The following is a 15,411-nucleotide window of genomic DNA, read 5'->3' on the forward strand; positions in this document are numbered from 1 at the left end:
CCCGCACCCGGGCCGTCCGACCGGACCGGCCCCCGGCGGCCCGACCGCCCCCGGGGAGCAGCAACTCGCCGCACCACGAAACGGAGGAACCGTATGGAACAGACGGAGAGCGGGGCCGCACCGCCGACGCTCGGCATCGGCATGGTCGGCTACGCGTTCATGGGAGCCGCCCACTCCCAGGGCTGGCGCACCGCAGGCCGCGTCTTCGACCTGCCGCTGCGCCCCGTCCTCGCCGCCGTCGCGGGCAGGGACGCCACCGCCGTACGGGCCGCCGCCCGCCGGCACGGCTGGGCCGCCGCCGAAACCGACTGGCGCGCGCTGATCGCCCGCGACGACGTCCAGCTCGTCGACGTCTGCACCCCCGGCGACAGCCATGCGGAGATCGCCGTCGCCGCCCTGGAGGCCGGCAAGCACGTGCTGTGCGAGAAGCCGCTCGCCAACTCGGTCGCCGAGGCCCAGACGATGGCCGCGGCCGCCGAGGCGGCCGCGGCCCGGGGCCAGATCGCCATGGTCGGCTTCAACTACCGCCGGGTGCCCGCCCTTTCGTACGCCCGGCAGCTCGTCGCCGACGGACGGATCGGCGCCCTGCGACACGTCCGCGTCACCTACCTCCAGGACTGGCTGGTCGACCCCGCCTTCCCGCTGACCTGGCGCCTGGAACGCGAACACGCGGGCTCCGGGGCCCTCGGAGACCTCGGCGCACACGCCGTCGACCTCGCCCAGTACCTGGCGGGGGAGCCGCTCGTCGGCGTGTCGGCGCTCACCGAGACCTTCGTACGGAAGCGCCCGCTGCTCGCGGGCGTCGCCGCGGGCGGTCTCGCCGGGGGAGCGGGATCGGAGGCGTACGGACAGGTCACCGTCGACGACGCGGCCCTGTTCACCGGGCGGCTCGCCTCCGGCGCGCTCGCCTCCTTCGAGGCCACCCGGATGGCCTCAGGCCGCAAGAACGCGCTCCGGCTCGAGATCAACGGGGAGCGTGGCTCGCTCGCCTTCGACCTGGAGCGGCTCAACGAACTCTCCTTCCACGACCACACCGAACCGGCCGTCTCGGCGGGCTTCCGCCGCATCCTCGTGACCGAACCCGACCACCCGTACCTGGAGGGCTGGTGGCCACCCGGTCATGCGCTCGGCTACGAGCACACCTTCGCCCACCAGGCCCGCGACCTGGTCCACGCCGTCGCCACCGGCATCGCCCCGGCGCCCTCCTTCGCCGACGGCCTCCAGGTCCAGCGGGTCCTGGCCGCGGTGGAGGAGAGCGCCCGGAGCAACGCCGTCTACACCCCGGTCCACACCCCCGTCGACACACCCGTACCGAGCTAGGAGGCGCCCGACCGTGCCACGACCCTTCACGCTCTTCACCGGCCAGTGGGCCGACCTGCCCCTGGAGGAGGTCTGCCGGCTCGCCCGCGATTTCGGCTACGACGGCCTCGAACTCGCCTGCTGGGGAGACCACTTCGAGGTGGACAAGGCCCTCGCCGACCCGGCGTACGTCAAGGGCAGGCGCGAACTGCTCGACGCGTACGGCCTGAAGTGCTGGGCGATCTCCAACCACCTGGTGGGGCAGGCCGTCTGCGACCATCCCATCGACGAGCGCCATCAGGCGATCGTGCCCGCCCGCATCTGGGGCGACGGCGACGCCGAGGGGGTGCGGCAGCGGGCCGCCCGTGAGCTCGCGGACACCGCGCGGGCCGCGGCGGCGCTCGGCGTCGACACCGTCGTCGGCTTCACCGGCTCCTCCATCTGGCATCTGGTGGCGATGTTCCCGCCGGTCCCCGAGCGCATGGTCGAGCGCGGCTTCGAGGACTTCGCCGAGCGATGGAACCCGATCCTCGACGTCTTCGACGCCGAAGGCGTCCGCTTCGCCCACGAGGTGCACCCCAGCGAGATCGCCTACGACTACTGGACCACCCAGCGGGCCCTGGAGGCGGTGGGCCGGCGCCCCGCCTTCGGGCTCAACTTCGACCCGAGCCACTTCGTGTGGCAGGACCTCGACCCCGTCGGGTTCCTGTGGGACTTCCGCGACCGGATCTACCACGTGGACTGCAAGGAGGCCCGGAAGCGGCTCGACGGCCGCAACGGGCGGCTCGGCTCCCATCTGCCCTGGGGCGACCCGCGGCGCGGCTGGGACTTCGTCTCCGCCGGACACGGCGACGTGCCCTGGGAGGACGTCTTCCGGATGCTCCGGTCCATCGACTACGCCGGGCCCGTCTCCGTGGAGTGGGAGGACGCCGGCATGGACCGGCTGACCGGCGCCCCCGAGGCGCTGTCCTTCCTCAAGCGGTACGACTTCGACCCCCCGGCTGCCTCCTTCGACGCCGCCTTCGGGAGCGCCGACTGAGGTGAACGCGCAGGTCCGTGCCTGGCGGTGGAACGCCGCCGGGCCGGTCCGCGCTGCCCCCGAGAGCCTTTGTCCTCTCGCGGGGAAAAGTTCGACCGCACAGGTGCACAAGGGCTTTCCGTGGTGGACGAACCCGGCTACGGTCCCTGATGTGTACATGGCGTAACAGCGTGATGTGACCAGCGTGACGGCGCACGCCGGTCCCCGGACAACCCGCACACCCGGCCCGACTCCGGAGGACACCCGTGCACAGAAAACGACTCCGCGCCAGGAAGTCGCTCGCCCTACTCACCATCGGACTGCTCGCCCTCGGCGCCCCCCAAGGCCTCGCCGCCGAACCCGAAGGCCCCGCCGCCTCCACCCCCTCCGACGCCTCAGCCGCCGAGGAGTTCCAGCAGATCACCCTCGCCAAGGGCGGCGAGGAGGTCGGCGAACCCATGTCCCTCGCCGTACTCCCGGACCGCAGCGTCCTCCACACCTCCCGCAACGGCGAACTCCGCCGCACCGACGCCGCCGGCAACACCACCGTCATCGGCACCGTCCCCGTCTACTCCCACGACGAGGAAGGCCTCCAAGGCATCGGCCTCGACCCGGACTTCGCACAGAACAGAGCCGTCTACCTCTACTACGCCCCACCACTGACCACCCCCACCGGCGACGCCCCCGAGAACGGCACCCCCGCCGAACTCGCCCCCTACGACGGCGTCAACCGCCTCTCCCGCTTCACGCTGAAAGCCGACGGCACCCTCGACAACGCCAGCGAGAAGAAGGTCATCGACATCCCCGCCACCCGCGGCATCTGCTGCCACGTCGGCGGCGACATCGACTTCGACGCCCAGGGCAACCTGTACCTGTCGACCGGCGACGACTCCAACCCCTTCGCCTCCGACGGCTACACCCCCATCGACGAACGCCCCGGCCGCAACCCCGCGTTCGACGCCCGCCGCACCTCCGGCAACACCAACGACCTCCGCGGCAAGATCCTCCGCATCAAAGTCGCCGACGACGGCACCTACACCGTCCCCGAAGGCAACCTCTTCGCCCCCGGCACCGCCAAGACCCGGCCCGAGATCTACGCCATGGGCTTCCGCAACCCCTTCCGCTTCAGCGTCGACAAGACCACCGGCGTCCTCTACGTCGGCGACTACGGCCCCGACGCCGGCGCCGCCGACCCCCAGCGAGGCCCCGCCGGACAGGTCGAATTCGCCCGCGTCACCAAGCCCGGCAACTTCGGCTGGCCCTTCTGCACCGGCAAGAACGACCCCTACGTCGACTACGACTTCGCCACCAAGACCTCCGGCGCCACCTACGACTGCGCCGCCCTCAAGAACGACTCCCCGTACAACACCGGACTCGTCGACCTGCCGCCGGCCGAACCCGCCTGGATCCCCTACAACGGCGGCTCCGTACCCGAGTTCGGCACCGGCTCGGAATCACCCATGGGCGGCCCCGTCTACCGCTACGACCCCGCCAACCCGTCCCCGGTGAAGTTCCCCGAGGCGTACGACGGCGACTTCTTCGCCGGCGAATTCGGCCGCCGCTGGATCAAGCGCATCGACCAGGACACCAACGGCACCGTCGCCTCCATCAACGCCGTCCCCTGGACCGGCACCCAGATCATGGACATGGCCTTCGGCCCCGACGGAGCCCTCTACGTCCTCGACTACGGCACCGCCTGGTTCGGCGGCGACCACAACTCCGGCCTCTACCGCATCGAGAACGCCACCGGCGGACGCTCCCCGGTCGCCGAGGCGAGCGTGAACAAGACCTCCGGCACCGCCCCGCTGAAGGTCGCCCTCTCCTCCGCCGGCACCACCGACGGCGACGGCGACGTCCTCACCTACACCTGGGACTTCGGCGACGGCGGTACGTCCACGGCCGCCAACCCCACCTACACGTACCGCAAGAACGGCACCTACACGGCGACCGTGACGGCGAAGGACGCGAGTGGCCGCACCGGCTCCGCCTCCGTCCACATCGTCGTCGGCAACACCGCACCCAAGGTCACCCTCGAACTCCCCGCAGAGGGCGCCCTCTTCTCCTTCGGCGACGACATCCCCTTCAAGGTCACGGCCACCGACCCCGAAGACGGCCCCGTCGACTGCGCCAAGGTCAAGGTCACCTACGTCCTCGGCCACGACAGCCACGGCCACCCCGTCACCTCCGCCAACGGCTGCACCGGCACCATCAAGACCTCCGCCGACGGCGGCCACGACGACGACGCCAACATCTTCGCCGTCTTCGACGCCGAATACACCGACGGCGGAGGCGGCGGCCAGGCCGCCCTCACCACCCACGACCAGGCCAAACTCCAGCCCCGCCACCGCCAGGCCGAGCACTTCGACGCCCAGAACGGCGTCAACCTCTTCGACAAGACCCAGGCCAACGGCGGACGCACCGTCGGCGACATCAACAACGGCGACTGGATCTCCTTCAAGCCCTACAACCTCGCCGGAGCCACCAAGCTCACCGCCCGCATCTCCTCCGGCGGCGCCGGCGGCTTCCTCGAAGTCCGCACCGGCTCACCCACCGGCACCCTCCACGGCTCCGCGCCCATCCCCGTCACCGGCGGCTGGGAGACCTTCCAGGACATCGACGTACCCCTGCGGAACCTGCCCCGGAAGACCACCGAACTCTTCCTCGTCTTCAAGGGCGGCACCGGCGCGCTCTACGACGTCGACGACTTCACGCTCTCCAGCACCCCCGCGAACCGCAACGCCAAGCGCGTCCTCGTCTTCTCCAAGACCGCCGGCTTCCGCCACGACTCCATCGGCACCGGCATCACCGCCCTCAAGGAACTCGGCGCCGACAGCGACATCATCGTCGACAGCACCGAAGAACCACGCCAGTTCACCACCAACAACCTCGCCCGCTACGACGCCGTCGTCTTCCTCTCCACCACCGGCGACGTCCTCGACACCGACCAGCAGAAGGCCTTCGAGAACTACGTCTCCACCGGCGGCGGCTACATGGGCATCCACGCCGCAGCCGACACCGAATACGACTGGAGCTTCTACGGCGGACTCGTCGGCGCCTACTTCCAGTCCCACCCCCAGATCCAGCCCGCCACCGTCCGCGCCGAAGACCACACCCACCCCGCCACCGCCCACCTCGACGGGCCCTGGCAGCGCACCGACGAGTGGTACAACTACCGCACCAACCCCCGCGACCAGGCCCGCGTCCTCGCCACCCTCGACGAAACCACCTACCAGGGCGGCACCATGAAGGGCGACCACCCCATCGCCTGGTGCCAGACCTACGGCGGCGGCCGCTCCTTCTACACCGGCGGCGGCCACACCAAGGAGTCGTACACCGAACCCGCCTTCCGCCAACACCTGCTGGGCGGCCTCCGCTACGCCACCGGACAGGTCAAGGCCGACTGCCGGCCCCAGACCGGCTACCGCGACCTCTTCAACGGCGAGACCCGCGAAGGCTGGAAGCAGGCCGGACCCGGCGGCTTCGACATCACCGACCGCGAACTCCACTCCACCGGCGGCATGGGCATGCTCTGGTACCAGGCCAAGGAACTCCGGTCCTACTCCCTCACCCTCGACTGGAAACTCACCGGCGACGACAACTCCGGCATCTTCGTCGGCTTCCCCGCCAGCGACGACCCCTGGTCCGCCGTGAACAACGGCTACGAGATCCAGATCGACGCCACCGACGCCGCCGACCGCACCACCGGAGCCGTCTACGGCTTCAAGTCCGCCAACCTCAAGGCCCGCGACCAGGCCCTCCGCCCGCCCGGCCAGTGGAACACGTACGAAATCCGCGTCCAGGGCGAACGCCTCCAGGTCTTCCTCAACGGCATCAAGATCAACGACTTCACCAACACCGACCCCGCCCGCAGCCTCACCAGCGGCCACATCGGCATCCAGAACCACGGAGCCGCAGACCAGGCCGCCTTCCGCGACATCCGACTCAAGGAACTCCCCTCCTGACGGGAGCCCCACTCCGGGCCCCCGCACTGACGGGGGCCCCACCCCGGGCTCCGCGCTGAGGAGAGCCCCAGCCCCACCCGGACTCCCGCACCGCCGGGAGTCCCACCCCGGGCCCCCGCACTGAGGGGACCCACCCCGGGCCCCCGTTCCCTCGGGAGCCCCCGGGGCTCCCCACCCGCGGGAGCCCCCACCCGGACGACGGTGGGCGGGGCGGCGCCGTACCCCCCGCCCACCGTCACCACCCCCAACCCTCTTTCCGTTGGACGAGCAGGGAGGCCGACGCCATGACCCACGCACCCCGCACCGGAATCTGGCTCATAGGCGCGAGAGGCTCCGTCGCCACCACGACCATCGCCGGCTGCGCCGCCCTCGTCGCCGGACTCCACCCACCCACCGGCATGGCCACCGAAACCCCCGAACTCGCCGACGCCGGCCTCCCCCCACTCGCCTCCCTCGTCTTCGGCGGACACGACACCACCGACTGCCCGCTCCCCAAACGTGCCGAACAGCTCACCACCGCCGGAGTCCTCCCGTACGGCCTCACCCCCGCCCTCACCAACGAACTCGAGACCGCCGACCGCGAGATCCGCCCCGGCGGCCCCGCCCCCGGCGACACCCGCACCGACGAACAACTCGTCACCGCCTTCACCCACGACCTGACGGACTTCCGCCACCGCATTGGCCTGGACCGCGTCGTGGTCGTCAATGTGGCCTCCACGGAGCCGGCGTCGGGGGGCGTCGGGCTCCCACCCAGCACCCTGTACGCGGCCGCCGCACTCCGCGCCGGGTGCCCGTACATCAACTTCACCCCGTCCACGGGCCTGCGCCACCCCACCCTCGCCGCCCCGCTCGCCGCGAGCGGACTGCCGCACGCGGGCCGCGACGGCAAGACCGGCCAAACCCTCCTGCGCGCCGTGCTCGCCCCGATGTTCCGCCAGCGGGCCCTGACCGTACGCGCCTGGTCCGGCAGCAACCTCCTCGGCGGCGGCGACGGAGCCGCCCTCGCCGACCCCGCGGCCGCGGCCGCCAAGAACGCCGGCAAGGAACGCGTCCTCACCGACACCCTCGGCCCCGGCGTCGAAGGCCAGGTCCACATCGACGACGTCCCGGCGATGGGGGAGTGGAAGACCGCCTGGGACCACATCGCCTTCGACGGCTTCCTCGGCACCCGCATGATCCTCCAGACCCTCTGGCAGGGCTGCGACTCGGCCCTCGCCGCACCTCTCGTCCTCGACCTGGCGCGCCTCACGGCCCGCGCCCACGAGAAGGGCCTCACCGGCCCGCTGGAAGACCTCGCCTTCTACTTCAAGGACCCGGAAGGCACCCCGCCGGCCTCGCTGGCGGACCAGTACGACCGCTTGCTGACCTTCGGCCGCACGCTGGGAGAGGCGTCTGGCCCGAAGGACGCGGGAACGGAGCCGACCCGATGACCAGGCGGCGTACCGGACGGGCACAGGCGTGGGCGGAACTCCTCCGCGTATCGGCGCTGTTCTCGGTGCCCGGCGACGCCCTCGCGGGCGCGGCGGCGGCCGGGGCCCGGCCGGGCCGGGGCACGCTCTGCGCGATCGGCGCCTCGCTCTGCCTGTACGAGGCGGGCATGGCCCTCAACGACTGGGCCGACCGCACGGAGGACGCCGCCGAACGCCCCCACCGCCCGCTGCCCTCCGGCCGCATCACGCCGAGCGCCGCCCTCACGGCCTCGGCGGCCCTGACGACGGCGGGTCTGGCGCTAGCCTCCCGCGCCGGACGCCCGGCCCTCGCGGTCGCCACCGCCCTCGCCACCACGGTCTGGGCCTACGACCTCGGCCTCAAACACACCCCGGCGGGCCCCGCCACCATGGCCACGGCCCGAGCCCTGGACCTCCTCCTGGGCGCAACAGCCTCGACCAGCGGGGACAGCGCCGCCCACCGCCGCGCCGCCCACGCCCTCCCGTCCGCCGCCCTCCTCGGGGCACACACCTACGCCGTCACCGCCGTCTCCCGCCACGAGACCCAGGGCGGCTCCACCCGCACCCCGCTCGCCGCACTCGCCGTAACCCTGACGGTGGCGGGCGTGGCATCGGGGGCGGCATCAGGGGCAGTGCCGGGAGTGGCATCGGGGGCGGTGTCGGGCGGCCTCACCGGGCGCCGATCCGGCAGCCCCGCCGCTGTCTCCCCCTCCGGGGGGCCCGCCCCCGCCCCCCGCCCCCGCCCCACCCTCCCCACCCGCCTGCCCCTCTCCTCCCGCCGGCCGCCCTCCCGTGGTCTCGGCTCCCTCCTCGCCCTGGCCTATGCGCGTACCCCCGCCACCCTCCTCCTCCATGCCGCGCTCAACCCGTCCGCGGCGCTCACCGAGCGGGCCGTCGGTGGGGGGATCCGCGCCACCATCCCGCTCCAGGCCGCGCTCGCCGCCCGCGCCGGGGCACCGGGCACCGCGCTCGCGCTGCTCGGTCTCGTCCCGGCCGCGCGTGCCCTCGCCCGGAAGGTGAGCCCCACATGAGCACCGCCCGCCCCGCCGCCCGCAACCTCGCCCCTTCCCGTATCGAGCCCGCCGCTCAGCTCACCGACCCGTCCCCGCTCCACTCCTCGGCGCGCCCCCGGCTCGGCTACGGCACCAACGGCCTCACCGATCTGCGGCTCGACGACGCCCTCGGGCTCCTCGCCGACCTCGGCTACGACGGCGTCGGGCTGACCCTCGACCACATGCACCTCGACCCCCTCGCCCCGGACCTGGCCGCCCGCACCGCCCGGATCGCGCGGCGCCTCGGCGAGTTGGGGCTCGGGGTGACCGTCGAGACCGGCGCCCGTTACGTCCTCGACCCCCGCCGCAAGCACGGCCCGTCCCTGCTCGACCCGGACCCCGAGGACCGCGCCGCCCGGGTACGGCTCCTGCTGCGGGCCGTGCGGGTCGCGGCCGACCTCGGCGCACACGCCGTGCACTGCTTCAGCGGCATCCTCCCCGCCGACACCCCGGCCGACGAGGCCTGGAAACGGCTCACCTCCTCGCTCACCCCTGTCCTGGAGGCCGCGGAAGCCGCCCGCGTCCCCCTGGCCGTCGAACCCGAACCCGGCCACCTCCTCGCCACCCTCGACGACTTCCACCACCTGCGCGGACTCCTCGGCGACCCCGCGCCCGCCGTCCTCGGCCTCACCCTCGACATCGGCCACTGCCAGTGCCTCGAACCCCTCCCTCCCGCCGACTGCGTACGCGCCGTCGCCCCCTGGGTGCACCACATCCAGATCGAGGACATGCGCCGCGGTGTGCACGAGCACCTGCCGTTCGGCGACGGTGAGATCGACTTCCCGCCCGTCCTCGCCGCCCTCGCCGAGCTGACCGCCGCCGGCTACCCCGGGCTGACCGTTGTCGAACTGCCCCGGCACTCCCACGCCGGCCCCGAACTCGCCCGCACCTCCCTCTCCTTCCTGCGCCGGGAGACCCCGACATGCTGACCCTCAGCGCCACCGCCGCCGCCCGCGCCTGGCTGGACTCCGCCCTCGCCGAGGCCGAGGCCCGCACCCCCGGGTGGGAGGAGCGCTTCGTCGCCGCCGGACGGCACTGCGGGCACGAGCACGCGGACGAGGCCCGCACCCTGCTCCTCCGGGCCGCCGGCGCCGACCCTGACACCCTCGCCCGCCTCTACCACCACGGCACCGCCGCCGAGCGCCGCGCCGTCCTCCTGGCCCTCCCCTCTCTCGTCACCGGCCCCGAGGCCCTTCCCCTCGTCGAGGACGCCCTCCGCACCCACGACACCACCCTGCTCGCCGCCGCCCTCGGCCCCTACGCCGCCACTCACCTCACCCCCCACGCCTGGCGGCACGCCCTCCTCAAATGTCTCTTCTCGGACGTCCCCGTCACCGTCGTCGCCGGACTCGCCGAGCGCGCCGCCGGTGACGGCGAACTCGCCCGGATGCTCACCGACCACGCCGCCGAACGCACCGCCGCCGGCCGTGCCGTCCCCGCCGATCTGTCCCGCGTCCTCGCCCTCACCGCCCCCACCGAGGAGTCCTGATGCGCATCTTCGACCCGCACATCCACATGACCTCGCGCACCACGGACGACTACCGGGCGATGTACGACGCCGGTGTCCTCGCCCTCGTCGAACCCTCCTTCTGGCTCGGCCAGCCGCGCACCTCGCCCGACTCCTTCCTCGACTACTTCGACTCCCTCCTCGGCTGGGAGCCCTTCCGCGCCGCCCAGCACGGCATCGCCCACCACTGCGCCCTCGCCCTCAATCCCAAGGAGGCCAACGACCCCCGCTGCGTCCCCGTCCTCGACGCCCTGCCCCGGTATCTCGCCAAGGACGGCGTCGTCGCCGTCGGCGAGATCGGCTACGACTCCCTGACGCCCGCCGAGGACACGGCGCTCGCCGCCCAGCTCCAGCTCGCCGCCGACCACGGCCTGCCCGCCCTCGTCCACACCCCGCACCGCGACAAGCTCACCGGCCTGCGCCGCACCATCGACGTCGTGCGCGAGTCCGCGCTCGCCCCGGACCGCGTCCTCCTCGACCACCTCAACGAGACGACCGTCAAGGAGGCCGCCGACAGCGGCGCCTGGCTCGGCTTCTCCGTCTATCCCGACACCAAGATGGACGAGGACCGTACGGTCGCGATCCTCCAGGAGTACGGAACCGCGCGCGTCCTGGTGAACTCGGCCGCCGACTGGGGCCGCAGCGACCCCCTCAAGACCCGCGCGGTCGCCGAGGCCATGCTCACCGCCGGCTTCACGGACGACGACGTCGACCAGGTCCTCTGGCGCAACCCCGTCGCCTTCTACGGGCTCAGCGGACGCCTCCACCTCGACCTCCCCACCCCGGCGGACCTGCACGAGGGCAACTCCGTCCTCCGCGGCGGGGAATGAGGCGCCCCCATGCGCTTCCGCCACCCCGACGGTTCCACCGTCCACCTCGCGTACTGCACCAACGTGCACCCGGCCGAGACCCTCGACGGCGTCCTCGCCCAGCTCCGCGACCACTGTGAGCCCGTCCGCCGCCGCCTCGGCCGCGACCGTCTCGGCATCGGCCTCTGGCTCGCCCGCGACGCCGCCCACTCCCTGATCACCGACCCGGCCTCGCTCCGCGCCCTGCGCGCCGAACTCGACCGCCGCGGGCTCGAAGTGGTCACCCTGAACGGCTTCCCGTACGAAGGCTTCGGTGCCGACGAGGTCAAGTACCGCGTCTACCAGCCCGACTGGACCCGCCCCGAACGCCTCGCCCACACCACCGACCTCGCCCGGCTCCTCGCCGCGCTGCTCCCCGAGGACGTCACCGAAGGGTCCGTCTCGACCCTGCCCCTCGCCTGGCGCACCCCCTTCGACGCCGGGGCCGCCGCCACCGCCCGTACCGCCCTGGCGACGCTCGCCACACGGCTCGACGCCCTGGAGGAACTCACCGGGAGGAGCATCCGCATCGGCCTCGAACCGGAGCCCGGCTGCATCGTCGAGACCGTCGCCGACGCCGTCGCCGCGCTCACCCCCGTACCGAACCCGAGCCCAGTACCGAGCCCGAGCCGCGTGCCGAGCCCGACCTCCGTATCGAACCCGAGCCGCGTACCGGGCTCGGCACCCGGCTCCGTGACCAACTCCGTACCGAACCCCCGTATCGGCGTCTGCCTCGACACCTGCCATCTCGCGACCTCCTTCGAGGACCCGCGCACCGCCCTGGACTCGCTCGCCGCCGCCGGAATCCCGGTGCCCAAAGCCCAGCTCTCCGCCGCGCTCCACGCGGAGCACCCGCACCTCCCCGAGGTCAGGGCGGCGCTCGCCGCGTTCGCCGAGCCCCGCTTCCTCCACCAGACCCGCACCAGAACCGCCGCCGGTCTGCGCGGCACGGACGACCTGCCCGAGGCCCTGGCCTCATCCGGCCACCACGCCACGACCACCCCCGGTCTCCCCGACGCGACACCCTGGCGCGCTCACTTCCACGTCCCCCTGCACGCTCCCCCCGCCCCTCCGCTCAGCTCCACGCTCCCCGTCCTCCAGGAGACCCTCGCCCTCCTCGTGGGCGGCCCGCACCCGCGCACCCATCACCTGGAGGTCGAGACGTACACCTGGCAGGCCCTTCCTCCCGAAAGCCGTCCCCGCACCAGGGCCCGGCTCGCCGACGGCATCGCCGCCGAACTGACCCTGGCCCGCGACCTGCTGACCGACCTCGGCCTCAAGGAACTGCCATGAGCGACCCCGCACCCGCAGCCGCACCTTCTGCCACACCCGCACCGGCACCCACCCCCCTCCTGGTCCTCGACGTCGTCGGTCTCACCCCACGTCTCCTGGCGCACATGCCCCACTTGGCCGCCCTCGCCCGAGGCGGATCCCAGGCGCCGCTCTCCACCGTCCTGCCCGCCGTCACCTGCACCGCCCAGACCACCTTCCTCACCGGCACCCTCCCCGCCCAGCACGGCATCGTCGGCAACGGCTGGTATTTCCGGGACCTCGGCGACGTCCTGCTGTGGCGCCAGCACAACGGCCTCGTCTCCGGCGACCGCCTCTGGGACGCCGCCCGCCGCACCCACCCCGGCTACACGGTCGCCAACATCTGCTGGTGGTACGCCATGGGCGCCGACACCGACATCACCGTCACCCCCCGCCCCGTCTACTACGCCGACGGACGCAAGGAACCCGACTGCTACACCCGGCCCCCCGCTCTGCACGACGAACTCACCGAGAAATTCGGCACGTTCCCCCTGTTCCACTTCTGGGGGCCCGGCGCCGACCTCGTCTCCAGCCGCTGGATCGTCGACGCCACCCGTCACATCCTCCGCACCCGCCGCCCCGACCTCGCCCTCTGTTACGTCCCGCACCTCGACTACGACCTCCAGCGCTACGGCCCCGACGACCCGCGCTCCTTCCGCGCCGCCGCCGCGCTCGACACCGTCCTCGCCCCGCTCCTCGCGGAGGCGCGGGCCGAGGGCCGTACGGTCGTGGTCCTCTCCGAGTACGGCATCACCCGGGTCGAGCGCCCCGTCGACATCAACCGCGCCCTGCGCCGTGCCGGCCTCCTGGAGGTCCACACCCAGGACGGCATGGAGTACCTGGACCCCATGACCTCCCGGGCGTTCGCCGTCGCCGACCACCAGATCGCCCATGTCTACGTCAAGCGCCCGACCGACCTGCCGGCCGTCCGGGAAGCCCTCGCGGACCTCCCCGGTCTGGAACGGCTCCTCGACGACGACGGCAAGAAGGAGCACGGCCTCGACCATCCGCGCTCGGGGGAACTGGTCGCCCTCGCCGAGCCCGACGCCTGGTTCACGTACTACTACTGGCTCGACGACGCACGCGCCCCCGACTTCGCGCAGCTCGTCGAGATCCACCGCAAGCCCGGCTACGACCCCGCCGAACTCCTCATGGACCCGCTCGACCCCTACGTGCGGATCAAGGCCGCGAGGGAGATCGCCCGCAAGAAGCTCGGTATGCGGTACCGGCTCGCGGTCGTCCCTCTCGACCCCTCACCTCTTCGCGGCAGCCATGGCCGCCTCCCCGCGAGCGATGACGAAGGTCCGCTCATCCTGTGCTCCACCCCCCGCGCCCTGGACGGCCGCGTCGCGGCCACCGATGTGAAGAACCTGCTGCTCAGGCTGGCCGGAGTCGACGAGACCCCGACCTGAATCCGTGCAGCCGACCGAATCGATCCAGCTGGATCACCAGCTGGATCACCAACTGAATCCAGTGAAGCAGGCCCCTCCGACAGCCAAGGAGTTATCCACAGATGAGTCGCACTCGCCGTACCGAAGCCGCCAACGACCCCGAGCTCGTCCACAGGCTCAGCCGGCGGAACATGCTGGGCGTCGCGGCCGGCGCGACCGCCGCCGCGCTCCTCGGCGCGGCGGCCCCCGCCGCCGCGGCGGCCGGGACCACCGAGTCGCCGGGCCACGGCCACGGACAGGGACACGGCCGCCCCGTCCTGCCGCCCGGCCGCCTCGGCATCCAGCTCTACTCACTGCGCGACAAGGTCTCGACCCTCGGCTTCGCCGCGGTCTTCGCCGAACTGCAGAAGTACGGCTACGACGAGGTCGAGTACGCCGGCTACAGCCAAGGCTCCGCAGGCCCCATCAGCCTCGCCCAGCTCAAGCGCCTCACCCGCGACCACGGCCTGCGTCCGATCGGGAGCCACGTCGGCTACTACGCCAGCGACCCGGCCGCGTACACCTTCGCCCAGAACCTCGACCGCGTCCTCGACGACGCCGCCGCCCTGGGCCTGCCCCACATCGGCACCGCCTCCGGGCCCTGGCGCTACGGCTCCACCGTCGACGGCTGGAAGCGCTGCGCCGAGGAGTTCAACCGATTCGGCGCCGCGGCACGGAAGCGCGGCATGAAGTTCTACCAGCACAACCACTCGGAGGAGTTCTCCTTCGCCAGCGACCGCCCCGACGTACGCCTCTACGACGTCCTCCTCGCCGAGACCGACCCCGACCTGGTGCACCTGGAGATGGACATCTTCTGGGCGTACGTCGGCCAGTACCGCTACTCGACCCGCCCTGACGGCACCCCCGCCCCCTTCGATCCGCTCGACTACGTCCTCGACCAGCCCCACCGCTACCCGCTCTTCCACGTGAAGGACGGCGACCGAGACGACTCCGCCGTCCCCTACGGCTACCGCATGACGGACGTCGGGGACGGAGACATCGACTACCGGCGGTTCATATCGGCGGTCAACCGCACCCGCCACGGCCGGAACGCCCACCACTGGCAGGCCGAGCACGACAACCCCGTCGACTCGCTGACCTTCGCCCGCAGGTCCAGCGCCCACCTCCACTCGCTGCGCGAGAAGGGCCGCTGATCCATCGGACCGCCTCGAACCCCCTCGACAGGGGGTTCGAGGCCGCCGAGCGGCGCACCGCCGCACTCTGTGTGAGTGAGCGGCAGCAGCCCGTACGTACAGTCGGGAGAATCCGGACTTGATCAAGGACTGCGAGGCGGCTTCACCCCACTGACCACGGAAAACGCTGGTGAAAGGCACCGGGAACCCCTGGTAGAGTTACACCTGTCGCCGCGAGGGAAACCCCGAAGCGACAGACACCTTGTCCGGGTGGCGGAATGGCAGACGCGCTAGCTTGAGGTGCTAGTGCCCTTTATCGGGCGTGGGGGTTCAAGTCCCCCCTCGGACACCAGCGGAAATGCCGGTCGATCTTGTATCGACCGGCATTTCGCATTGTGCGCGG

At 72.4% G+C, this 15,411-nt stretch carries 11 protein-coding genes and 1 tRNA gene; all 12 read left to right on the forward strand.

The genetic code is table 11. The features are described 5' to 3' along the window. Positions 1-93 precede the first annotated feature (93 nt). The 12 genes from OG462_RS35055 (at position 94) to OG462_RS35110 (ending at position 15,360) form a co-directional block, all read left to right on the forward strand. Entirely contained in the window at positions 94-1,320 is a 1,227-nt protein-coding gene (locus OG462_RS35055; protein ID WP_406063995.1) for a Gfo/Idh/MocA family protein, read from the forward strand. A gap of 13 nt (positions 1,321-1,333) precedes the next feature. Beyond that, positions 1,334-2,338 (forward strand): sugar phosphate isomerase/epimerase family protein, encoded by a 1,005-nt coding sequence (locus OG462_RS35060; protein WP_406063996.1) that lies wholly within the window; start codon positions 1,334-1,336, stop codon positions 2,336-2,338. Between the two features lie 245 nt (positions 2,339-2,583). Beyond that, on the forward strand, positions 2,584-6,279 hold the full coding sequence (locus OG462_RS35065) for a ThuA domain-containing protein (protein WP_406063998.1): 3,696 nt from the start codon (positions 2,584-2,586) through the stop codon (positions 6,277-6,279). A gap of 284 nt (positions 6,280-6,563) precedes the next feature. Further along, a complete protein-coding gene (locus OG462_RS35070; protein ID WP_406064000.1) occupies positions 6,564-7,709 on the forward strand; it encodes an inositol-3-phosphate synthase in 1,146 nt (381 codons plus the stop codon). Further along, positions 7,706-8,758 (forward strand): SCO3242 family prenyltransferase, encoded by a 1,053-nt coding sequence (locus OG462_RS35075; RefSeq protein ID WP_406064002.1) that lies wholly within the window; start codon positions 7,706-7,708, stop codon positions 8,756-8,758. The genes OG462_RS35070 and OG462_RS35075 overlap by 4 nt, the downstream gene beginning before the upstream one ends. Then, positions 8,755-9,708: a sugar phosphate isomerase/epimerase family protein gene (locus OG462_RS35080; protein WP_406064004.1), complete on the forward strand. Its 954-nt coding sequence runs from the start codon at positions 8,755-8,757 to the stop codon at positions 9,706-9,708. The genes OG462_RS35075 and OG462_RS35080 overlap by 4 nt, the downstream gene beginning before the upstream one ends. Continuing rightward, positions 9,702-10,268 carry an EboA domain-containing protein gene (locus OG462_RS35085; RefSeq protein ID WP_406064006.1) on the forward strand — a complete coding sequence of 189 codons (567 nt, stop codon included), beginning with the start codon at positions 9,702-9,704 and terminating at the stop codon, positions 10,266-10,268. The genes OG462_RS35080 and OG462_RS35085 overlap by 7 nt, the downstream gene beginning before the upstream one ends. Continuing rightward, complete coding sequence (locus tag OG462_RS35090; protein ID WP_406064008.1) at positions 10,268-11,116, forward strand: TatD family hydrolase; 849 nt, start codon at positions 10,268-10,270, stop codon at positions 11,114-11,116. The genes OG462_RS35085 and OG462_RS35090 overlap by 1 nt, the downstream gene beginning before the upstream one ends. A 9-nt stretch (positions 11,117-11,125) precedes the next feature. Continuing rightward, the gene (gene eboE, locus OG462_RS35095) at positions 11,126-12,427 is read left to right on the forward strand and encodes a metabolite traffic protein EboE (RefSeq protein ID WP_406064009.1); all 1,302 of its coding nucleotides are present in this window, start codon (positions 11,126-11,128) and stop codon (positions 12,425-12,427) included. Next, positions 12,424-13,857 (forward strand): nucleotide pyrophosphatase/phosphodiesterase family protein, encoded by a 1,434-nt coding sequence (locus OG462_RS35100; RefSeq protein WP_406064011.1) that lies wholly within the window; start codon positions 12,424-12,426, stop codon positions 13,855-13,857. The genes eboE and OG462_RS35100 overlap by 4 nt, the downstream gene beginning before the upstream one ends. Before the next feature lie 101 nt (positions 13,858-13,958). Then, positions 13,959-15,029 carry a sugar phosphate isomerase/epimerase family protein gene (locus tag OG462_RS35105; protein ID WP_406064013.1) on the forward strand — a complete coding sequence of 357 codons (1,071 nt, stop codon included), beginning with the start codon at positions 13,959-13,961 and terminating at the stop codon, positions 15,027-15,029. A gap of 243 nt (positions 15,030-15,272) precedes the next feature. Continuing rightward, positions 15,273-15,360 (forward strand) — tRNA-Leu (locus OG462_RS35110). Positions 15,361-15,411 lie beyond the last annotated feature (51 nt).

Source organism: Streptomyces sp. NBC_01077 (assembly GCF_045162855.1).
In the GTDB taxonomy this organism is placed as follows: domain Bacteria; phylum Actinomycetota; class Actinomycetes; order Streptomycetales; family Streptomycetaceae; genus Streptomyces.

Bases quoted from the DNA above. Each gene is read 5' to 3' on its own strand.
- OG462_RS35055 (WP_406063995.1), top strand. From the start codon at position 94: ATGGAACAGACGGAGAGCGGGGCCGCACCGCCGACGCTCGGCATCGGC.
- OG462_RS35070 (WP_406064000.1), top strand. From the start codon at position 6,564: ATGACCCACGCACCCCGCACCGGAATCTGGCTCATAGGCGCGAGAGGC.
- OG462_RS35075 (WP_406064002.1), top strand. From the start codon at position 7,706: ATGACCAGGCGGCGTACCGGACGGGCACAGGCGTGGGCGGAACTCCTC.
- OG462_RS35080 (WP_406064004.1), top strand. From the start codon at position 8,755: ATGAGCACCGCCCGCCCCGCCGCCCGCAACCTCGCCCCTTCCCGTATC.
- OG462_RS35085 (WP_406064006.1), top strand. From the start codon at position 9,702: ATGCTGACCCTCAGCGCCACCGCCGCCGCCCGCGCCTGGCTGGACTCC.
- OG462_RS35090 (WP_406064008.1), top strand. From the start codon at position 10,268: ATGCGCATCTTCGACCCGCACATCCACATGACCTCGCGCACCACGGAC.
- eboE (WP_406064009.1), top strand. From the start codon at position 11,126: ATGCGCTTCCGCCACCCCGACGGTTCCACCGTCCACCTCGCGTACTGC.
- OG462_RS35100 (WP_406064011.1), top strand. From the start codon at position 12,424: ATGAGCGACCCCGCACCCGCAGCCGCACCTTCTGCCACACCCGCACCG.
- OG462_RS35105 (WP_406064013.1), top strand. From the start codon at position 13,959: ATGAGTCGCACTCGCCGTACCGAAGCCGCCAACGACCCCGAGCTCGTC.